Below are 22,340 nucleotides of genomic sequence, written 5' to 3'. Positions count from 1 at the left end.
ATTAGTTATCTTTAAAATCGGGATCGGACAGATAGGCCTCGATAAAACGATCAATGGCACCGTCCATGACCGCCTGGATATTGGAGGTCTCGACGCTGGTCCGGTGATCCTTGACCATATTATAAGGGTGAAAGACATAACTGCGTATCTGGGATCCCCATTCTATTTTCTTTTTTGACTGTTCCATCTGCTGTTTCTTTTTGCGCTGCTCTTCCAACTCCATTTGATACAGACGGGAGCGCAACATTTTCATTGCCGTTGACCGGTTTTTTATCTGGCTGCGTTCATTCTGGCACTGGACGACAATACCGGTCGGTAAATGAGTAAGGCGCACTGCCGAGGAGGTCTTGTTGACATGCTGTCCGCCGGCTCCGGATGCGCGATAGGTGTCGACGCGAAGATCATCATCATTAATCTCAATCTCAATGGTATCGTCCACCTCAGGAAAAACGTATATGGAGACAAAGGAGGTGTGCCGACGGCTATTGGCGTCGAACGGCGAAATGCGAACCAACCGATGAACGCCCGATTCGGCCTTGAGATAGCCGAAAGCATATTCACCTTCGACCTCCATCGTGGCCGATTTCAACCCGGCTTCTTCACCCGGCTGGTAGTCGAGCAAAGTCACTTTGAATCCCCGAATTTCACACCAGCGATTGTACATACGAAACAACATGTCGGCCCAATCCTGCGATTCGGTGCCTCCGGCGCCGGGATGAATCGTGAGAATGGCATTGCGGGCATCATCAGGGCCGGATAGCTGAGTGGTGAACTCAAGACTCCCGACGGCTGTCTCAAGAACAGTAAGCGAGCTGCGAATTTCATCCTGATCGGAAATGTCTTCATCTTCGATCATGGCAGCAAGTTCTTTCAGATCAGAAAGCTCGGAGTTAAGCTTATCGATTTTTTCGAGCCATTTTTTGTGCTCGGAAATTTCCTTGAGCACCGCCTGCGCCGCCTGATTATCGTTCCAAAAGTCGGGCGCGGCCGTTTTTTCTTCTAATTTGTTAATTTTTTCACGACGTTTATCGAGGTCAAAGAAACCTCGCAAGTTTGGAAAGTCGTGTCTCCAAATCACTTATGCTATCTCTTATGTCGTTTATCATATTGTTTACCTCACCGATATTATATACATTCTTTTTCCCAAATGTCAATTGCTATTATAGCATAAATAGTGGATAATTGTAAAACAATTTCTGCCTGATTTCTGTGAAGAATTGCCATTCCTGTTGCCCTGATCCAAAATCAGATGGTTATAACATTTAATTGACAAAAGGTTGTTTATGGATATTTTACGCCGTAAACTAATAAATACAACTCGTATAAAGACTATGCAGATTGAAACCATTGTCGTAAGTCCATTTGAGACTAATTGTTATCTGGTCTGGAGTGAAAACAGTCGCGATGGCGTTATTATCGATCCGGGCGATGAGGACGAAAGAATCCTCGAAAGAATAGAAAAACAGGGGATTAACCCCCGGGCAGTTTTGCTGACTCACGGACATGGCGACCATATTGCCGCCGTTGATCAGGTCAAAAAGAAATTGAATATCCCGCTTTATATCGGGCGGGGCGACGAAACAATGCTGGGGTCCCCATCGGCCAATGTCTCGGCCATGTTTGGATTTCAGATATCCTGTCCTCCCGCCGACCACATCATCAGCGACAGTGACGTAATCAAAATCGGCCCGCTTACATTTACGGTTTTTGCCACCCCCGGCCATTCGCCGGGCGGGGTCTGTTATTTCGCCGAAAATATCCTTTTTTGCGGCGATACGCTTTTCTATGGCTCAATCGGTCGCACCGACTTGCCTGGAGGGAGTTTTCAGCAATTAATAGATTCCATCGATCGCAATATCCTGACACTTCCCGATGACATCATTTGCTACCCGGGTCATGGACCCGCTACAAGTGTCGGTCAGGAAAGAAGAAATAATCCATTTTTGACCGGAAACAAATTTGTATAAAAGGTAATGAGAATGTTTAATGACGATTTTGCTCTGGCAGACTATCATGTGCATCCCAATTTCTCGGTCGATGCCGAAGGGGCAATCGAGGATTTTTGCGCCTCGGCGAGGGAGAAGAGTATCTGCGAAATATGCTTCACGACCCATTTTGACACCAATCCGGCCTCATCCGAGTGGGGGCGGTCCATCAGGGTCAATGGTGAACTGAAAATAAATTCGGTTGAGAATTTCGGACATTATGTCAGGGCCATAGAAAAGGCCGGTGAAGATTCGCCGATGGTTATCAAGTGTGGTGTCGAGGTCGGCTATTATCCCGGTTGCGAAGATGAAATCAGGGAACTGACTGAAACTTACCCGATCGAATACAAGCTCGGAGCAGTGCATGAGATCGGGGATTTTGATATTTGTACGGAAAAAGATATCAAGCGCGTCAGCGCCAATATGCCCCTGGAAAAGCTGGCCGACGATTATTTCGGATTGGTCAAAAAAATGGTGGAGACGGGCCTTTTTGATGCGGTCGCGCATATGGATATGTATAAATGGTATGGTCTCAAATATTTTGGTGATAATATCCTGACGATTCATCGCGGTCGTATCGAGAATGTTTTCGAGTCCATGGTTCGGCATAATGTCGGAATGGAGATTAACACGGCCGCGCTGCGCAAGGGACATGCGGAATATTACCCGTCAATGGAGATTGTCAACATGGCCCGCAAAACCGGTGTGCGGATTGCCGCCATCGGCTCCGACGCTCATCGCCCGTCGGAAATAGGTTTTGACTTTGATGCGGCCAAAATGGTCGCGTATGATCTTTTCCCATATACGAATGAGTAGTAAAAACCATGAGTTTGACCGCCGTAAAACTTGACCGGGCCTTTTATCTTCGCCCGACGCTGGAAGTGGCGCGGGATTTGATCGGCAAATATCTCGTTTCGGCAATCGACGGCCGGATTTTGGCGGCCCGTCTGGTCGAAGTCGAAGCATATATCGGTGAAAACGACCCGGCCTGCCATGCCGCTGTCGGCAGGACCGCCCGCAATGAAATCATGTACGGACAGGGCGGATTCAGTTATATCTATTTTATCTATGGCATGTATCATTGCCTGAATGTCGTCACCGAAAAAGAGGGATTCCCGGCGGCGGTTCTGATTCGCGGCGCCGAACCGATCGACGGCGTGGAAGTGATGACATCGCGATTTGCCGGCGGTAATTCCAACAGACTGACCGATGGGCCGGGTAAACTATGTAAAGCCTTCGGACTGACCCGGGATCATAATGGAAAAGATTTTCTCGGCAGTGAACTTTATATCGAAGATCGCGGTTATATTCCCAAAAAGATAGACCGTTCGGGTCGTATTGGAATCAAGAAAGCGGCCGATAAAAAATGGCGTTTTTTTGAGTCCGGTTCGCCATATGTATCGGCCGGGAAATAGGTTATTTTTATAAACTGGAGAGCTCCTCGTAATGGCTAAAAAAGAGCGTCTAAAATCGATTACTATTCCGGTATCGACTTTTGAAAATGTAATGAAGCAGTTTGATCAGGCTGCGGTGAAATTAAAAATCGATCCAGGATTGATGGAATTTCTTAAGTATCCGGGCAAGAGCACGATTGTCAAGCTGCCGGTCAGGATGGATGACGGCAGTTTTAAGATGTTCACCGGTTATCGGGTCCAGCACAGTATTGTCCGCTGTCCGGCCAAGGGTGGCATCAGGTATCATCCCGATGTCGATCTTGATGAAGTTCAGGCATTGGCTTCGTGGATGACCTGGAAATGCGCCATCGTCAATATTCCGTTCGGCGGTGGTAAAGGCGGGATTGCTTGTGACCCGTCCAGTATGTCACAGGGTGAACTGGAACGTCTGACCCGCCGATATACATCGGCGCTTCTGGATATGCTCGGCCCGGAAAAGGACGTCCCCGCGCCTGACGTCAACACCAACGAGCAGACCATGGCCTGGATTATGGATACGGTCTCGATGCACGCCAAACACACGGTCACTTCGGTTGTGACCGGTAAGCCGGTTATTCTGGGGGGCTCGCTGGGGCGGCGAGAGGCCACGGGAGCGGGGGTTGTCATCACTGTCAGGGAAGCGCTGAAGCATTTGAAGATGAAGCCGGAGAATTCAACGGCTGCAGTCCAGGGTTTTGGAAATGTCGGTTCGGTGACGGCGATGTTTTTGCACCGGCTGGGTGTGAAGGTGACCCATGTCTGCGACGTGTTTGGAGGACTTCATAATCCGGAGGGCATCGATATCAATGCCCTGATTGAATATGTCAAACAAAATAAGAAGGTGGTCGGGTTTCCCGGCGCCAAGGCGTTTGATAAAGACGAGATTTTGTACAAGAAAGTTGACATTCTGGTACCGGCCGCTCTGGAAAATCAGATAACAGCCGAGAATGCCTTCCATATCAAGGCCAAAATTGTGGCCGAGGGCGCCAATGGGCCGGTGACCCCTGACGCCGATCCTATTTTACAGGAGAACGGTGTTTTTGTTATCCCGGATATTCTTTGCAATGCGGGCGGAGTTACTGTATCTTACTTCGAATGGGTTCAGGACAGGATGGGCTTTTTCTGGACCGAGGAAGAGGTTAATGCCCGGCTGGAGCAGTTTATGACAAAAGCCTTTAATGGCGTTTTGGAGGTGGCCCTGCAAAATAAGGTGCATTTGAGACTTGCGGCCTTCATGGTGGCTATCCAGCGGGTAGTGGATGTGGTTCACTTGCGAGGAATCTACGCTTAAAATGACAGGCGGTGATATAGTTGTTTGATTCTGATTTTCTCAGGCGCGCTTTGATTGCGGCGCCCGCAATATTTTTCTCATTGACGGTGCATGAATTCTTTCATGCTTATATCGCCTATCGTTTCGGCGATTCGACGGCCAAAGATATGGGCCGGCTGACCCTTAATCCGCTGGCTCACCTTGACTTAATGGGAACCGCCATGATGTTCCTCTCGGGTTTTAGATTCGGGTGGGCCAAACCGGTCCCGATAAATCCATACAACCTGCGAAATCCGAGGCAGGCCGATTTATGGATATCGGCGGCCGGCCCGTTGTCTAATTTTGGACTCGGTTTGATTTTTGCCATTCTGTTTCGATTGGCTTACGGCGGTTATGTAACTGTCCCGCAACCAATTGTCGAATTTCTTCTGGTTGGAGTTATAATAAATGTATCGCTGGGCTTTTTTAATCTGATTCCGCTCTTTCCGCTTGATGGTTCGCATATTCTTCGCTCTTTGTTGCCGCCGGAATATGGCCCCAGATTGGATTCCTTCGAGCGATTCGCGCCTTTTTTGCTGATGCTGTTAATTATTGTTGGTGGATTCTGGCTTATTTTGGGTCCGTTTATCAGTTTTCTGGTCAATCTTTATACCGGCGTGAGAATCTACTAAATGACTAATTCATTCCGGCCAAAATTTGCCGTTTTGATTTTTCTAACACTCTTATTAAGTGGCTGTAATTTGGCCTCCCGCAGGACCGCCGGGCCGTCAGTTATCGAATCGGAATTTCGCTATGACCAGGGTCAGGGTGATGCCTTTCTATATGATGTAAAAATTTACCGGGAGGGCAAAAAAAACTCGGTTCGACTTGATGTTTATCGAACCGGTGATCGGCTTGCAATATTTGCCAGAGGTTATCTCGGCAAGGGCGTCTTAAAGGGTTTGGTCCTGCCGGATTCGATAATTATTTATTTCCCGACCGAAAATGAATTCTATTCAGGGAAATTGAATGAATTGATATCCAAGAGCTGCTCCGAAAAAAATAATCTGGAGCGGATGCTGATCGATCTTTTTGTCAAGCGGCCGGTCGAAATCGATTATTCCATGACCGATTTCTATGTAAGTATTCTCAGCGATAAAGGCAAAAAGCAACAGTTCCGACTGGAATCGACCAGCTGTGCCGAAAGCGCTGAACTGCAGTATGATTTTCTGGAAAGCCGGTTTATTCTGGAAAAAATCGATTTTTCCAATCGGGATGAATCGTTCCGTTTCAAGGCCGAAAGGCGGAAACAGCGGCTGAATGTCAACATTCCCGCCGAAAAGCTCGACCTTTCCATTCCAGACGACGCCGTCAGAATCAATCTTTAGGTGATTCAAGCGGTTGACTTTTTCCAATCAATTTGCATATTAAAAGATTATAATTTTTTAAAAGGGTGATTGCCCTTAAAAGGATGTGTTTGTAACTGTATGAATCTGCTGCGCAGGACATTTGGCCGGTTAAAACCATATTGGCATTATGTGGTTATCTCCTCGCTTTCGGCGGCGATTCATGCCCTATTTGCCGGACTGCTGGTCTGGATGGCCGGACCGCTTCTTATGACGCTTTTCCAGACGACCGATATCGGCGGCCGCACTCCCGAGACGACCCCGGCTATCCAGAATGTTCAGGCGTCAGATACGACAGCGGCGCTGGATGACGGCAATGTAGCCAAGAAACTGGGAGATAAGCTGGATTTTCTGGCCCGAACCAAGAACAGCCTGAAGAATAAGCTAAATGAGTTTCTTGCGTCCGACAGCCGCAAGGGAACCCTGATTAATTTTTGTCTTATGATCATTTTTATTGCGGTCGGCGCAAATTTATTCATATATGTCCAGGGTTTCTTCATGGCTTATGTCCAGCAATCGGTCGTACGAGATTTTCGGAATGACCTGTTTGTCAAGTACCAGGAGTTATCCATAAGCTTTTTTCACCGCCAGCGGACCGGACAATTGGTTTCCCGTGTTACCAATGATGTCATTGTTCTCAACGAGACGGTTGATCTTGGTTTTAACCGGCTGGTCATCGATTCACTGACAGTTTTGCTCCTGGCTCTGTTTTTAATACTACTGTCATGGAAGCTGACGCTTCTGGCAGCCCTGGTAATGCCCATAGTCTTTGGCTTTATTTATTGGATGGGGAAGAAACTCCGCAAGTATTCGACCCGCTCTCAGGAAAAAATGGCCGATGTCAATTCGGTCCTGGAGGAGACTGTTTCCAATATCAGGATTGTCAAAGCTTATGCCATGGAGACATTCGAAATCAAGAAATTTTTCAAGGCAACCAATGACTATTTCAGGGCCCTGGTACGGATGACCCGAATCCGCCACCTGGCCTCGCCGGTCAGTGAAGTGCTGATTGTATGCGCCGGTATTACTATTCTGCTTTATGCCGGGACCAGGATTATCGAAGGGGGCGGCGAAATGGACGCCGGCGATTTTATGACTTTTATCATTGCCATGTTCACGATGATCAAGCCGGTCAAGAATCTTTTTGCCATCCATATTAAAATACAGGAGGGTATGGCGGCCGCGGAAAGAATCTTCAACATTATCGACACGCCGATTCAGGTTGAGGAGTCTTCCAATTCACGAAATATTGATCAATTCAAATCGAATATAAAGTTTGAAGATGTCTCATTCTCATATAATGGGCGTGAGCAGATTATTGAAAATGTCTCTTTCGAAGTGAAAAAAGGGGAAGTGGTGGCGCTGGTCGGTCCGTCGGGCGCGGGGAAATCGACGCTGTTTGATCTTGTGCCGCGGTTTTATGATCCGCAGCAGGGCCGGATATGCATTGACGGCATCGATATCCGGGAGCTTTCTCTCAATTCGCTCCGCAGTCTTCTGGGCATCGTCACTCAGGAAACTTATTTGTTCAACGATACCATCCGCCACAATATTGCCTATGGTCTGGAGAATGTCACTGATAATGAGGTAATCAGCGCCGCCAGGGCGGCCAATTCCCATGACTTTATTTCGGAATTCGAAAACGGCTATGATACGATTGTCGGCAATCGCGGTGTCCGTCTCTCCGGCGGGCAGCGGCAGCGGATTGCCATCGCACGCGCCCTTCTGAAAAATCCGCAAATTTTGATATTCGATGAAGCGACATCGGCGCTGGATACCGAATCGGAGTTGCTGGTGCAGGAAGCCATCGATCGTCTGATGAAAGACCGGACGACCCTGGTGATAGCCCACCGGTTATCGACCGTTATAAATGCCAGCCGGATTATGGTCATCAATCGCGGGCGAATTGTCGAAGAAGGCCGTCACGACGAACTGATGAAGCTTAATGGGATGTATCGAAAACTGTATTTGTTGCAGTTTAAAAACGGCGTAAATCAAAAAGATACGGTCGGGACGACCCCGGCCGAGTAAACGATTTTTTTAGCCATGCCTCCACGAATAATCAAGCATATCGAGCATCTTTTCAAACGGATTCTCAACCTGCCTTTTTATATTCTGATCGGGAAAGGCGATGTCGCACGGATTCCGGTTAATGCCGAAAATATAAAGTCGGTTTTGTTCCTGCGACCGGATAAACTGGGTGATATGATTGCCACCATCCCGGCCATGCATGCCGTAAAGGAACATTTTCCCCATATTCGCGTGGAGGTCCTGGCCTCGCCCAAAAATTACAGCATGATTGCCGGTGACCCCGGCATCGATCAGGTGCATCTTTATACCAAGAATGTATTGAAAGATCTGCTGACTATCAGGCGGTTGCGAAAAAAGCGCTTTGACCTCGTTTATGATCCGATCTGTCATGATTCGACCACCGGCCTGCTTCTGACCAAGCTGATCGGCAAAAAGGCGGTTCATGCTGCGGCGCGCAAATTGTCGCTTCGCCGCTATTATGATTTTTGCCGGCCGTATGAACCGGACGGCGACGATCACAATATCGACAACGGCTTGCTTATATTCGAGGCCTTTGGTATTGACCCGCAAACAGTGAATCCCTTCCTGCCGGTATTTATTTCCGAGAAGTCGCGCTCGAAGGCCGACAGGTTTTACTCCGGTCTGCCCGATGACAACCATTATCTCGTGGGAGTGAACATTTCGGCCGGAAGTCCCACCCGAACATTGTCGATGGATAAATACGCCCGAATCATAAACGAAATTAATCGAAGGCATAAAGATTTTCGATTTATTATATTTTGCGTTATGGAGCAGCGCGGTGAAGCCGGTGAATTGATAAAAAAGTGTGGGGCCGATGCCAGGCTGATTCCGGAAAACCTCTCATTATTGGATATCGGCGCAATAATGAACCGCCTCGATATCTTAATCAGCCCGGATACATCGATGGTGCATATTGCCGGGACCATGCAAATCCCGGTCGTCGGGCTGTATTCCGGGCATTTGCGTAATTTTCGTTTTTGGCGGCCATATCGTCAAGAATTCGGGGCCGTGGTGGCAAAGAACATCCAGAATCTCTTTGATATCGAACCGGAAAACGTGGTGGATGAATTCGAAAGACTTTATGAGAGCCTGATGTCAAAGGCGGCCGCCGATTCGAAACAGGATTAAGATCGGTACTTATATGAGCAAAATATCAGCAGTTATAATAACGAAGAATGAAGAAGCCAATATCGAGCGATGTCTAAAATCGGTCGATTGGGTCGATGAGATAATTGTTGTCGATACGGATTCGACCGACAAAACGCGCCGGATTGCCACAGAAGCCGGAGCCAGGGTATTCCAAGTCGAATGGCAGGGGTTCGGCCACGCCAAAGGCTTTGGTGTCGAGAAGGCCTCGCATGACTGGATCTTATCGATTGATGCCGATGAAGAAATCGGTGAGCGGCTGGCCTCGGAGATTAAAGGCGTGATTGCCTCGGATAGGGCCGAAAACGGCTTTGAGATTCCCCGAAGGACAAGTTTTCTGGGGCGATGGATAAAATATTCGCGCTGGTACCCTGATTATGTGTTGCGCCTGTTCAAGAAAAATTCCGGTCGGTTCAATGACTCGCTGGTGCATGAAAAGGTCATGATTGAAGGATCGATCGGCAGATTGGCCAATCCTATATTGCACTATTCCTATCCCGACATCGACACTTATTTTATTAAATTCGAAAAGTACACTTCACTGGCGGCTCAGGAGTTGTACAATAAGGGAAAGCGGTTCCACCTTGCGGCACTTATTTTCAAGCCGATAGCTTCATTTTTCAGACATTATGTTACTGGTCTGGGATTCCTTGACGGCGTCGAGGGATTCCTGATAGCCGTGCTTTCCGCGTTCGGCGTCGTTACCAGATATGTCAAACTTCGCTCACTGGAAAAGGCCTCGCGGCATGATTAAGGTGCTTCATATCGACACCGGCTTATCGTACCGCGGCGGTCAACGGCAGGTGGCCTTATTAATCAATAAACTGGCCGCTTATGATGTCCGGCAGTACCTGGCCTGCCCCGATAAATCGCCCCTGACAGAGAAAACATTTTATTCCGTCGAAAAAAGATTTTCATTGTCGAAGACAAATTTCATGAGGTTTCTCGAACGGCGGGAACTGCGGCATTTTATTGAGGATCATGGCATAAATCTGATCCATGCTCATGACTCGCATTCACATTCATTGGCGGTAATTCTGGCCGGGAAGGGAAGGCTGCGCATAGTCGTTACCCGGCGTAGTTCGGGAAAAATAGGATTCGGGAGCCGGACCAAATACCTGGGACATAATATAAAATATATAGCCATATCGAATTATATCCGGAGCATGCTGATCGAAGACGGCATCCCGGAAGAAGATATAGCTGTAATAAATTCAATGATCGATATTGGCCGGTTCGATTATTGCCATGGCAAGATGGCCGGGATCGGGGAAAAACAAGGGAAAATAATAATCATTTCCGCCGGTGCGTTCGACAGCCAGAAAGGCTTTCACGATGCCATCGCCGCCATATCTGCGGCCACAAGACAAAGGAGTGATTTTAATTATATTCTGTATGGTGATGGGCCGGAAAAGGACAGGCTTTTGAAAGAAATCTCGAAAAACAAGCTTGGGGACAGAATCAGCCTGCCCGGCTGGCATGAGGATCCTTCGAAATACCAGCGAGAGGCCGATATTTTCGTGTCGACTTCATACTCGGAAGGATTGAATATGTCCATAGTGGAAGCCATGGCGGCAGGGACGGCCGTCATCGCCACCGATATCCCGCCGCACCGAGAAAATATTGAACATGAGAGAACCGGTCTGCTCTTTTCGCCGGGAGACAGCGAAAAACTGGCGGCAAATTTGATTCGACTGGTGGAAAATCATCAGCTTCGCCGGGAAATTGCCAAGTGTGCCAGAATTGTCGCCGAAAAATATGACAGCCATTCGATCTCAGAAAAGGTTTATAGGCTTTATGGTGAAGTTGTTGCCGAACGCGCCTGATTAGCGTATTATATGGAATATGAATTTAGCTGAGTTTATAATCGGGATAGAGGCTTTCAACGCCAACGTCGATATTGCCCTGTTGAGAAGGGCCTATGAATTCTCCGATCGGGCGCATCAGGGGCAGAAGCGCGAATCAGGGGAGAGGTATGTCGAACACTGCCTGAATGTCGCCTTTATTCTGGCCGAGTTGCATCTTGATTCCGATACCATCGCCGCTTCGGTTATGCATGATGTTGTCGAAGATACCGGGGTCACGCTTGATGAAATAAAAAATGAATTCAATGAGGATATTGCCGCTTTGGTGGATGGTGTCACCAAGATCAGTTCGGTGGAGTATATATCCCGTGAAGAGCAGCAGATAGAGTATTTTCGGAAGATGCTTCTTTCGATGGCGCGCGACATCCGTGTAATATTGATCAAGCTCTCCGACCGCTTAAATAACATGCGTACCCTGCAATATCTCGATCGCGAGAAACAGATCAGAATCGCCGAGGAAACCCGCGACGTCTATGCCCCTCTTGCGCACCGATTCGGGATCTCGAAAATCAAACAGGAACTGGAAGACCTGTCCTTGAAATTTCTGGAACCAAAGGCTTATGTCGATATTGCCCATAAGATTGAATTAAGTCGCGAAGAACGTGTAGCTTATATTATTGCCTTCGTCAAGCCGATCAAGGAGGCGTTATCGCGGGAAGGTATCAAGGCCGAGGTGTATGGCCGCGCCAAGCATATCGACTCCATCTATCGCAAGATAAAAATCCGCAACGTTGAATTTGAAAATATAGCCGATTTGCTGGCTATCAGAATCCTGGTAAAAACCAAGGCGGAATGTTATCACGTTATGGGCGTTGTCCATGAGTTGTGGACACCGGTGATGGCCAAGTTTGCCGATTATATTGCCTCGCCGAAACCCAACAATTATCAATCTTTGCATACCGCAGTAATCGGACCGGGCAAGAAAGTGGTGGAAATACAAATTCGGACCCATGAGATGCATCGCGTGGCCGAAAATGGAATCGCGGCACACTGGCTTTATAAGGAAGGCCGCCATCAACTGGACAAGAGCGACCGCCAGATGATGTGGCTTCGGGACGTTCTGGACTGGCAGAAGGACATGACCAATCCGTCGGAATTCCTCGAATATCTTAAGATCGACCTTTTCGCCGATGACATTTATGTTTTCACACCGATGGGTGAAATCAAGCATCTACCGGCTGGCGCTACCTTGCTCGATTTTGCCTTCGCCATTCATACCGAAGTCGGTCTTCATTGCAGCGGGGCCAAGATCAATGGGCGGATTTCTCCCCTGACGACCAAGCTGAAATCGGGGGATGAGGTCGCCATTCTGACCAGCCCCCATCGTCAACCATCGCGAGACTGGCTGAATATCGCCACAACCTCTCAGGCGCGAGCCCGTATCCGCCGCTGGCTCAAACAAACCGGATTCGATCAATCGGTGGCTCTTGGCCGCGAATTGCTTGACAGGGAGTTGAAAAAACTACGTACAGCAGTTCCGTCGGATGAGGATCTTCTCAATATCGCCCAGGGGCTTTCCTATACATCGGCCGCAAATATGCTGAATGCTCTCGGCAACGGCTCGCTTTCGGCACAACAGGTAGTGTCGCGCATCGTCCCCGAAGTGGAAACCGAGAAGCAACCCATTGTCGGCAAAGTTCTCGAGCGGTTCCGACATGAGCGCGGGATAAAAATCGAGGGCATGGGCAATATGATGTTTCGCTTTGCCAAATGTTGCCAGCCCATCCCCGGTGAGCATGTTATCGGCTATATTACCCGCGGCCGCGGTGTGACCATACATCGAATCGACTGTCCGGCCGCCCAGGAATTGATAGAACAGCCCGAGAGAACTATACCGGTAAGCTGGGATGTTTCCAAAGACCAGACTTTCGTGGTTACGCTGCAGGTTCATGTGGAGCCCAGAAAGAATATTCTCGTCGAAATTACCGAGTCGATTGCTGACAATGATACTAATGTCCGGGGGGCGGATATAAATATAGGTGACACGACTTCGATCGGTTTCATTGTCGTTGAAGTAAATAATCTGAATCAGCTTGAGAAAGTCATAAAAAGAATTAAGAAAGTTAAGGGTGTTCTCTCGGTGGGCCGCGCCCGCGGCGGAAGATTCAAAGATACAAATCCGGAATGAGTAATAAAAGATTAAATTATTTTCTGGTTTCAATCCTTATTTTTTTAATATTTTCGGCGGTCTTCTGGAGCTATTCGATCGACGACGCTTTTGTGACATTCCGCTATGCCGAAAATTTTGCCGATGGCCATGGTCTCACTTTTAATCCGGGCGACAGGCCGGTCGAGGGGTACTCGAACTTTCTCTGGCTTCTGATTCTAAGCCTGGCATATCTGATCGGGTTGCCGACATATTTTACCGCAAAAATTCTGGGTGTTGCCTGTTTCCTGATGGCCGGGATTGTCTGGTACCGCAATCTGTCCGGTGACGACCGTGAATTTCTCTGGCTGGCGCCATTGTTTTTTCTGGCTAATCCATACACTGCCTTTTGGGCGGTCAGCGGCCTTGAACTCGGACTGTATGCCTTAATACTGGCCTTGCTGGCGGTCGGGGTCATTAAGCGCGCCTATTGGTCATATTTTATGCTGCCCCTCCTGATTTTGATCCGACCCGAAGGATTTGTTATTGCCATTGTGATTATAATTGCCGGCTGGTTCGAGGGTCTGCTTAAAAAAGAGATACAATGGAAATATTATATATTCGCGCTGGGTATTATTATCCTGACCTTTGGTCTTTTGATTGTTTTTCGGATGTCCGCCTTCGGTTATCCGATGCCGAATACATTTTATGTAAAATCGACATTGGCCATACATGGATTTTTGCGCCTGGTCAAAGGCATGATCTATTATCTCCCATTGGCATTTCTCTTCATGATTGCCATGTATAAAATTTTTCGAAATCTCCGTAACAATGGCGGATATTTATTTTATGCGACCGTTTTCCTGGCCATGGCTTTGATCAACTGCCTGGCCGATGCAATAATGAATTTTCATTTTAGATATTTGATTGCCTTTTTGCCCTTTTTTCTGCTGACAGCGTTTTATGGGCTGAATCATCTGAAAGCTGAAAAAATCAAGGTTGCGGCCATAATTCTTTCGGCCGTCTCGATTCTTATTCCGACAATTCCCGTTTATGCCAGTGTCGTTCAGGAACGGAAAATCTGGGGGGCGCAGAAGAATCTCATTGAGTTTGTAAACAGGCAGCCGGAGCAAATCCGCATTTCCCTGACCGATGTCGGGCGGATTCCTTATTATACCAAAGCCCGCTATAATGACATCTGGGGGCTGGTTTCGGCCGATATCGGCCATGAGGGCTTCAATCCGCTGCGCGAATATATGAGATTTCCCGATTATTTCGTATTTGTGGGTTATTCCTGGGGAAATAAAATCATCCTCAGATTCGGCAAAGAAAGATTAATTGCTCAATGCAAAGGGTTTGATCAAACGTATCAGTATATTGGCGCCGGAGTGCCGGATGGAGGAAATCTTAATGAAGATGGCTATAATTACTTGATTTACCAAAAAAATCAGAATGCGGTTGATTCGTTGCTGCGATTGCATCCGATCAATTAGCTTTTCTCATATTAAGGAGATTCATTTGTGGCGAAAAATGATATTGAAATAGAAGTCTGCCCATCGTGTGGAATGGCGCTGAGCAAAAAAAATAGCTTCTGCTCCGGGTGTGGAGCCGCATTTTCAAAGCCGACTAAAGGGACCCGCAGCCAGACCCTGATCCTGGGCGCCTTTGTTATTCTTTTTGGCCTGCTTTATCTGGCCATTGCGTCCAGCCCGGAAAAGGCGGCGGCGGACAGCCCTAAAGGCCAGATGGAATCCAAAATGCCCGATGATATGAGCCAGTTTCAGGCCATGGTTGACCGTCTGCCGACTGATTACGGCAAACTGGTCGCGATGGGGAATCAGTTAATGGATGAGGGTTCCTACCATCTGGCTATCGAAGCCTATAAAAGGGCGCTGGCCATTGATTCCACCGACCCCAATATTCTGACCGACCTTGGCGCCTGTTACCATGCTCTCGGCAGCGCCGACAAGGCGGTGGTGCTTTTTGAAAAAGCGATCGCAATCAACCCCGATCATACCATTGCCTTATTTAATTTGGGGATTGCCTATCGGGATATCAATGACAAAGACAAAGTGCGAAAATATTGGAGCCGTTTGATAGAATTGTATCCCAATCAACCTCTTGCGGATACGGTTAAAAAATATATGGATCGGCTCGAAAATAATTAACCGTATTTGGGGCAGGATTTCGCGGCTGAAAATATTTGTCCTTTGGGTAAAAACAGTATAAATTTACCCTGTGATCGAAAAATCAGACATATTGGATAAAATCGGCTTGAACGGGCTAATCGATTTTATTTATCCGCCGGTATGTTTATGTTGTGACGGCTTTTTGGATAACGGCAGACTCCCGGTTTGCCCGGATTGTTTTGAAAAAATAGCCCAAATAGAGCTTCCCTTCTGCATTAATTGCCGACAATTCCTGGAAAAAAGTGTTATCTGCCGCGATTGCGGTGAATTGGCCATGGCCGTTTTTTGTCTCGGACATTTCACTGATAACCTTCAAAAAATGATACATCAATTCAAATATCATGGTTTCAAAAGGCTTGGCGCGAATCTGGCTGTTCGTTTGGCAGACAAATTCCTGCCCGCTTTGACTAAGCTCAAAGCTGATGTTATCGTTCCGGTTCCCCTGCACAGCATTCGGGAAAAATCCCGAGGTTTTAATCAGGCAGCGATTCTAGCCGATATTATAGGAAAAAGAATCGATGTCCCCGTGGCAACAGAGACGCTATTGAAACAAAAACGTACCAAAGACCAGGCCAAATTGAATCCGGAACAAAGAAGGGAAAATATCAAAGACGCGTTCAGATTACCCGGTTCTGAAGTGGCCGGCAAAAGAATTATCATTGTCGATGATGTTGTTACCACCGGGGCCACGGTAAATGAGGCGGCGTTGACACTACGGCGGGCAGGGGGAATTCCTGTTGCTGTTTGCGCCATTGCTGCAGCGGGGTTTTGATTTTGATATGCAGACAGTTTTAAAACAGGACAGCATTATTGATCAGTATTTGCAGTATCAGGAACTGGAATGCGGGTTGTCGGCGAACAGTCTTTCAGCTTATCGAAGAGATATTTTGGAATTCAAAAAATTTCTCAAAGCGACGACCAGCTTTGATATTACTCATCGCAACGTCAACGAGTATATTCATCATCTTACCGGCTTGAACCGCAAACCGGCATCGATTGCGCGAAAATTGTCATCACTCAAAAATTTCTATAAGTATCTTCATGAAAAGTCGGTGGTCAAGGAGAACTTTTTCGCTTTTGCCCGCGCCCCGAAAATATCAAGGTATCATCCTGATTACCTGAGTGTCGAAGAGATTCAAAAAATCCTTGAAGCCCCGAATTTGAAAACCGAAAAGGGCATTCGGGATAGAGCCATGCTCGAGCTCCTGTATGGAGCCGGGATGAGAATATCGGAATTGATCAATCTTAAGATGTCGGCAGTCTATGATGAGATCGGGTTCATTAAAATAGTCGGCAAGGGTAACAAGGAGCGCCTGGTGCCGTTTGGAAGCTTTGCGCGAAAAGCGGTTGAATGTTACCTGACCGAAGCCAGAGAGAGAAAGCGGACCGAGACCGAAACCGACATTTTATTTTTATCAAGCCGCAATCGGAAATTCTCCCGAACCGGGGCCTGGAAAATGATAAGAAACTATGCGTTGATGACCGGAATAAAAAAAGATGTAACACCGCACACCTTTCGACACAGTTTTGCCACCCATCTTATCGAAGGCGGCGCCGATTTGCGGGTGGTCCAGGAGTTGCTGGGACATTCCAGCATCACTACCACTCAAATATATACACAGGTTGATAAAGAGTATCTTTTGTCGATACATAGAGAATATCACCCTCGCGAAAGAAAAGCCAGGGATCGGATTGATTAGTTATGTTTCATTGTGCCTGCAGACAGGAAGGAGTAGATATTGCTTATCGGATAGAACGATTCTATCCTGATGGTCATTTATCTTTTCATTTCTTCCATACTCTGGATGAACTGCTGATCTTATCTCAGCGGTTTCACCTTGATCTGGCCATCATCGGCGGGTCCGGCGAATTCATGAAAGAGCTGGAACTTGTCAGGCTGATGAAAAGCCATATTTTCCTTTCAATAATTCCGGCCGTCTTGTATCATCCCGATCCTAAGGAAAGTGTTTTAATCGCCGGATTCCAGAACGGGGCGGATGAGTTTCTTCATGGTGAATGGAAAGACAAGCTGTTCGATGTGCGGCTTAAAATGGTGGCGGAGAGAAGCAGCCGCGATATATCATTCAATCCCTCCACCGCCCTGCCGGGGCCGGGGCTGATCGATAAGGAGATCGAACGGTTGTTGAAGCTCGAAGCCGATTTTGCGGTCTGCTATGCCGATATCGATGATTTTAAGGCCTACAACGATTATCACGGTTATTATTACGGCGATCGCATGATCCGCCTGACGGCAAGGATTATCCGCGATGTCGTTTTCGATATCTGCAGAGAAGGTTTTGTCGGGCATATTGGAGGAGATGATTTCATGTTTATTATCCCCCCGGAGAAAGTCGGCCCGATTTGTGAGAATATTATCAAGACCTTCGATACCATCGCGCCGTTTCGCTATGCCGAGGAAGATCGGATTCGAGGGACAATCCAGACCAGAAACCGCAAAGGGGAGTTGGAGACGTTTTCGCTGCTATCGCTTTCCATTGCGGTATTGATAAATCATCATAACACCTTCACTCATGTGGGAGAAATGTCTCACATGCTGGCCGACCTCAAGAAATACTCCAAATCGCTCAAGGGATCCAATTTTGTCGTGGAACGGCGCAAGAAGTATTGAAATCAGCGGCCGCTGTTAATTCTCTGAAGAAGCTCCCGGGCCGGCTGGAAATCCGGATTGATCCTCAATAATTTCTGCAGATAGAATCTGGCCGAATCAGCCGGATAATCGTAATTGGCAAATGTCAGCGCCATATTAAAATAGGCCTGGGTAGAGGTCGAATCCTGGCCGACCGCGCGGTGATACAGGTCAAGCGCCGCCTGCGGTTGGCGGGTTGCGTAATAAATATTTCCCCAGTTGACATAATCGATGGAACGCGGCGGACCCAGTTCCGAGCCGCGGCGGAACATGGTTTCAGCTTCGGTAAATTTTTTCATGCGGCCGTACAAACCGCCCAGTTTGAAATAGATATCTTTATTATCAGGTGCTATTTTAAGGGCCTCGTTGTACATTTTTTCGGCCCCGGCATAATCATTCTGCCCGAGATATAAGTCACCCATATTTATGTATGCCTGGAAAAGCTTCGGATCAAGTGTCAGGGCCTGCTGATAGTATCGCAGGGCATTATCAAGATCGCCGCGTTCTTCATAAATAAGACCGAGATTATTGTAGGCATCGGCGAAATCGGGTTCGGAACGAATGGCCTGCTGAAAATAATTCGAAGCTTCATCATATCGCCCGGTGCGATACAGCAAATTGCCGAGGTTGTTCAATGTGGTCGCCGAGTACGGATATTCCTCCAGAGCGGCCCGATACTCTTTTTCCGCGGAGGCCAGGTCGCCCTGCCGTTCATAGGTAAGGGCCAGGTTGAAATGAGTTTGAAAAACATTTTCAAAACCGATGTCGAAATAAGTTCGATTCGTCACGAAAAGGACGGCTATGAATATTGACAGATAAAGCGCCAGTGTGCGCCATTTCTTTTTCTTCCAATATTCCCACAAGGCCAGGACCGCAAATGCCGCGAACATAATCAGAAAGGGAATGATTGTCAGGCGATGCCGGGCCGTGACCAAAAATAACACTACCGTGGGTATATATCCGATAATAAAAATATAGAAGATGGCCAATTCTTTTCGCTTTGGCCAGCAGAGGATCATTCCAATCAGTCCCAGCGGCAGGATTAATCCGAACGGGAAATATATCGGTTTTTTCCAGATCAGGATCGACAGCAGGGATGAGTAGGCTCGGCTCTGGTAAATATCGGTCTGATCAGAATTTTCGTATCCCAGCACAAAGTACAACGTTTTCTTGAGAGTGATGGCGATAAATGCCCCCGGATTTTTCCGGATAAATGTCATGGCCTTCCCGGTCCAGAAGGATGATTCTTCGCCGGCCGTAAGTTTATGGCCGGCCTCTTTTTCGGCGGCCTCGCGGGTTGCCATCGTGAATTCATCCCAGGGAAGCGCCTCATTGAGCTTGACCTCCGGCATGAGCATGGTCAGGCCCTCGGTATCCGGATTGTTGCCGATGTACAGGTTAACGCCGCCCTGCGAGGAGATCAGGACCGGCTCGCCGGTGATGATCAGGTTACGAGTGGTGACGGAGAAAACCGGGATCAGGATGCCGATTAAGTATATAAATGGGATAAGCAGTCTTTTCTTAATTTCCCGTATATGCAGAAATCCGATATAAATCCAAATTAAAAACAACGGGACCAGGAGAAGGATGTTGGGACGGGCAATGGCCGAAAGGCCGACCACCAGCCCGGCCAGGAACCATCGTTTGGGATTATAGTCACCTTTGTATTTCAGTAAGAGGTAAATCGCCGATAAGTTGAGAAAAATAAACAGAACCGGAATCAGGAACATTGCTTCATAAAAAATAATTGTCCCATAAGCGGCGTAAGCCAGTCCGGAAATAATGCCGATTTTCTCAGAAAAGGCTTTTCGGCCGATTGAGAATACCAAGATCGCAGAAAGTGAAGCCAGGATAATTTGCAGCACCCTTACCATGAAAATAGATTTTCCCGTAATAAGCAGCATGAAGGCCAGCAGATAAGGGTACAACGGCCCCCTGAAATACGCTTCTTTGCCCCAGAAATCGCCCCCGATAATCTCATTGGCCCAGTTGAGATGCCAGAGCTCATCCACCATCGGGTAGTTGAACATCGGGTTAAAGCGGTACTGAATTAGATAAATCAGTCTCAGTAAAAAGGCCGCCGAGAAAATAATCAGCGGCCATTTATATCTTTTGATAAATTTTTTCATTTATCAGAATTGTTGGTTGAGCCAAACGATCTGGCCAAATAATAGAACAAAATACTCAAAAGCGCAAATGCAATCAGCGACACCCATGGCCCGAAGGATCCGGTCAGTGATGACAACATGCCTTCATGTCCATCGAAGAATGTCCTGAATCCGCCCCAGCTTGAGATCAGGAATGCCGTCACCACCGCCACCAGAGCATCGCCCGCAACCAGTCCCGAGCCGAACAGGATGCCCATCTGGAAGCGCGAATTTGATAATTTCTTATCTCTGGAAGATTTCTTTATTAACATGGCCAGAACGCCGCCGGCCATGATCGGGGTGGATAATGACAGCGGCAAATAAAGACCGATTGCGAACGGCAGGGATTGAATACCGAGCAGTTCGACTGCCAGGGCAACCATGCCGCCGACAAGAATCGGCTGCCAGGGGATGTTGGAGTTCATGACTCCCTGCACAACAGTAGCCATGACATTTGCCTGCGGAGCCAGAAGCGGATGGGGGGTCTGCTCGGTTGCCACGAATCCGAAAGCGTCACCCAGCATATACAAGGTAAAGCCCATGGCGATAGCCGGGAAGAGAAGGCCGATGAATTCGGTCCATTGTTGCTTGGCCGGGGTGGCCCCCAGTAAATAGCCCGTTTTTAAATCCTGTGCAATATCACCCGAAAGGCAGACCGCAATGCACACGACCGTTCCAACCGACATGGCCGTAACCATACCCTTGACACCGGACACACCAAAAGTTAATAAAACAAGGCAGGTCACCAGCAATGTGGCGATGGTCATTCCCGAGACAGGGGAAGATGATGATCCGACAATTCCGACAATCCGTGCCGCCACCACCACAAAGAAGAAGCCGAAAATGACGGCCAGGACCGCGCCCATAAAATGCATCTCTGTTCCCGGATAAGCCCAGATAGCGACGATGATCAAAAAGGTTCCGATCAGCACATATGACATGGGCATATCCCGGTCGGTTCTCAGTTTGCTGTCTCTCGATGCGCGGGAGCTTACCAGTTCTTTGGCGCCGGCGGCAAAGGAGTGAAATATTACCGGGATCGATTTGGCCAGCGAAACGAAACCGCCGAGTGCAACCGCCCCGACGCCGAGATATTTAATATAGGCATCACGAAGTTGTGCCGGATCCATGTCACTCAAAGGGATGGTCCCGGGCGCTATAATTATACCCGGAATCTGATCGCCGATAAATGACAGCAACGGGCTGATTCCGAGATAACCCAGAACCGCTCCGGCCATCATCAGGGCGGCAATACGAGGGCCGATTATATATCCGACACCCAGCAGGACCGGGGTGGCATCCATCCCGATCGTTCCTCCCTTGAGCCATTTTTTAAAGTTGTACCCCGGTGATTCGGACCACAGCCGCAGAGTATAGAATATCGCCTTATATAATGCGCCGATTCCGATGCCAAGAAAGACTGTTTTAGCCTTTTTCCCGCCCTCATCGCCCGCGACAATAATTTCGGCACAGGCGGTGCCTTCCGGGAAGGCCAGCTTACCATGCTCCTTTTCGACAAGATATTTTCGCAGGGGAATCATCAGCAAAATGCCCAGCCCCCCGCCCAGCATCGACAACCAGAAGATTTGCATTTTACTTATTTCGTGATGATAACCAGCAGCCACCAGTTGGCTGTTGGCTGCCCAGATGAAAAAGGCCGGTATGGTGAAAATGATTCCGGCAGCAAGTGATTCGCCGGCCGACCCGACGGTCTGGACAATATTGTTTTCAAGGACGGTTGCGCGTTTGCGCCGGAATAAAGTTCGCAGAACCGCCATCGATATTACCGCGGCGGGAATCGACGCCGAAACCGTCATGCCATATTTGAGTCCGATGTAGGCATTGGCCACGCCAAAAATCACGGATAAAATACTGCCAAGGACAATGGCTCTAACCGTAACCTCCGCGACAGATTCACCGGCCGAGATATATGGCTTGAAAGTTTCATTTTCCAAATTATTATTCTCGGACACTTTACCTCCTGTAAAATATTACTCTAGGATTGTCTAAAGCTAACCTGTTGACAGACAACTGTCAAGAAAAATATGGTCATTCCCCTCTGCATGAATGGCGGCGCAAAAATTGCCTTTGTCGTAAAAAAAATGGTTTTTTTTAATTTTTAATATAATAAATGA

Annotated in this window: 19 protein-coding genes; 16 read left to right on the top strand and 3 right to left on the bottom strand. The window is 48.0% G+C overall.

Annotated elements, in window-relative coordinates:
• Nucleotide 1 precedes the first annotated feature (1 nt).
• Nucleotides 2–1,106, bottom strand: a protein-coding gene (locus CVT49_01860; protein PKK84924.1) for a peptide chain release factor 2 whose coding sequence is annotated in 2 segments (ribosomal slippage) — nucleotides 2–1,051 and nucleotides 1,053–1,106 — 1,104 coding nt in all. Because the reading frame shifts where the segments join, the coding sequence is not laid out codon by codon here.
• A 225-nt stretch (nucleotides 1,107–1,331) separates the two neighbouring features.
• On the opposite strand from CVT49_01860, the gene CVT49_01855 reads away from it, so the two are divergent.
• From CVT49_01855 to CVT49_01780, 16 genes are all read left to right on the top strand, one after another.
• Nucleotides 1,332–1,967 (top strand): MBL fold metallo-hydrolase, encoded by a 636-nt coding sequence (locus CVT49_01855; protein PKK84923.1) that lies wholly within the window; start codon nucleotides 1,332–1,334, stop codon nucleotides 1,965–1,967.
• Between the two features lie 6 nt (nucleotides 1,968–1,973).
• Complete coding sequence (locus CVT49_01850) at nucleotides 1,974–2,801, top strand: hypothetical protein (protein PKK84922.1); 828 nt, start codon at nucleotides 1,974–1,976, stop codon at nucleotides 2,799–2,801.
• A gap of 8 nt (nucleotides 2,802–2,809) precedes the next feature.
• A complete protein-coding gene (locus CVT49_01845; GenBank protein ID PKK84921.1) occupies nucleotides 2,810–3,400 on the top strand; it encodes a 3-methyladenine DNA glycosylase in 591 nt (196 codons plus the stop codon).
• A gap of 31 nt (nucleotides 3,401–3,431) precedes the next feature.
• A complete protein-coding gene (locus tag CVT49_01840) occupies nucleotides 3,432–4,709 on the top strand; it encodes an amino acid dehydrogenase (GenBank protein ID PKK84920.1) in 1,278 nt (425 codons plus the stop codon).
• A gap of 50 nt (nucleotides 4,710–4,759) precedes the next feature.
• Entirely contained in the window at nucleotides 4,760–5,359 is a 600-nt protein-coding gene (locus CVT49_01835) for a site-2 protease family protein (protein PKK84957.1), read from the top strand.
• On the top strand, nucleotides 5,360–6,055 hold the full coding sequence (locus CVT49_01830; protein PKK84919.1) for a hypothetical protein: 696 nt from the start codon (nucleotides 5,360–5,362) through the stop codon (nucleotides 6,053–6,055).
• A 99-nt stretch (nucleotides 6,056–6,154) separates the two neighbouring features.
• Nucleotides 6,155–8,104 (top strand): ABC transporter ATP-binding protein, encoded by a 1,950-nt coding sequence (locus CVT49_01825; GenBank protein PKK84918.1) that lies wholly within the window; start codon nucleotides 6,155–6,157, stop codon nucleotides 8,102–8,104.
• A 15-nt stretch (nucleotides 8,105–8,119) separates the two neighbouring features.
• On the top strand, nucleotides 8,120–9,253 hold the full coding sequence (locus tag CVT49_01820) for a hypothetical protein (GenBank protein ID PKK84917.1): 1,134 nt from the start codon (nucleotides 8,120–8,122) through the stop codon (nucleotides 9,251–9,253).
• Between the two features lie 13 nt (nucleotides 9,254–9,266).
• Nucleotides 9,267–10,025, top strand: a complete 759-nt coding sequence (locus CVT49_01815; GenBank protein ID PKK84916.1) for a hypothetical protein — start codon at nucleotides 9,267–9,269, stop codon at nucleotides 10,023–10,025.
• Complete coding sequence (locus CVT49_01810; protein ID PKK84915.1) at nucleotides 9,982–11,097, top strand: hypothetical protein; 1,116 nt, start codon at nucleotides 9,982–9,984, stop codon at nucleotides 11,095–11,097. Before CVT49_01815 ends, CVT49_01810 begins: the two co-directional genes overlap by 44 nt.
• Nucleotides 11,098–11,116: 19 nt before the next feature.
• Nucleotides 11,117–13,264, top strand: a complete 2,148-nt coding sequence (locus CVT49_01805) for a (p)ppGpp synthetase (protein ID PKK84914.1) — start codon at nucleotides 11,117–11,119, stop codon at nucleotides 13,262–13,264.
• Complete coding sequence (locus tag CVT49_01800; GenBank protein PKK84913.1) at nucleotides 13,261–14,715, top strand: hypothetical protein; 1,455 nt, start codon at nucleotides 13,261–13,263, stop codon at nucleotides 14,713–14,715. The genes CVT49_01805 and CVT49_01800 overlap by 4 nt, the downstream gene beginning before the upstream one ends.
• A gap of 27 nt (nucleotides 14,716–14,742) precedes the next feature.
• Nucleotides 14,743–15,390: a hypothetical protein gene (locus CVT49_01795; protein PKK84912.1), complete on the top strand. Its 648-nt coding sequence runs from the start codon at nucleotides 14,743–14,745 to the stop codon at nucleotides 15,388–15,390.
• Nucleotides 15,391–15,460: 70 nt separating this feature from the next.
• Entirely contained in the window at nucleotides 15,461–16,183 is a 723-nt protein-coding gene (locus CVT49_01790; protein PKK84911.1) for a hypothetical protein, read from the top strand.
• On the top strand, nucleotides 16,164–17,111 hold the full coding sequence (locus tag CVT49_01785) for a tyrosine recombinase XerD (protein PKK84910.1): 948 nt from the start codon (nucleotides 16,164–16,166) through the stop codon (nucleotides 17,109–17,111). Before CVT49_01790 ends, CVT49_01785 begins: the two co-directional genes overlap by 20 nt.
• 2 nt (nucleotides 17,112–17,113) lie before the next feature.
• Nucleotides 17,114–18,040 (top strand): hypothetical protein, encoded by a 927-nt coding sequence (locus CVT49_01780; GenBank protein PKK84909.1) that lies wholly within the window; start codon nucleotides 17,114–17,116, stop codon nucleotides 18,038–18,040.
• Between the two features lie 2 nt (nucleotides 18,041–18,042).
• Here the strand turns inward: CVT49_01780 and CVT49_01775 are convergent, their stop codons facing one another.
• Together CVT49_01775 and CVT49_01770 are read right to left on the bottom strand one after the other, a co-directional pair.
• Nucleotides 18,043–20,187 carry a hypothetical protein gene (locus tag CVT49_01775; GenBank protein ID PKK84908.1) on the bottom strand — a complete coding sequence of 715 codons (2,145 nt, stop codon included), beginning with the start codon at nucleotides 20,185–20,187 and terminating at the stop codon, nucleotides 18,043–18,045.
• A complete protein-coding gene (locus CVT49_01770) occupies nucleotides 20,184–22,160 on the bottom strand; it encodes an oligopeptide transporter, OPT family (protein PKK84956.1) in 1,977 nt (658 codons plus the stop codon). The genes CVT49_01775 and CVT49_01770 overlap by 4 nt, the downstream gene beginning before the upstream one ends.
• Nucleotides 22,161–22,340: the final 180 nt, after the last annotated feature.

Source organism: candidate division Zixibacteria bacterium HGW-Zixibacteria-1 (assembly GCA_002838945.1).
GTDB lineage: Bacteria > Zixibacteria > MSB-5A5 > GN15 > PGXB01 > PGXB01.
This window is presented reverse-complemented; position numbering and strand designations above follow the sequence as displayed.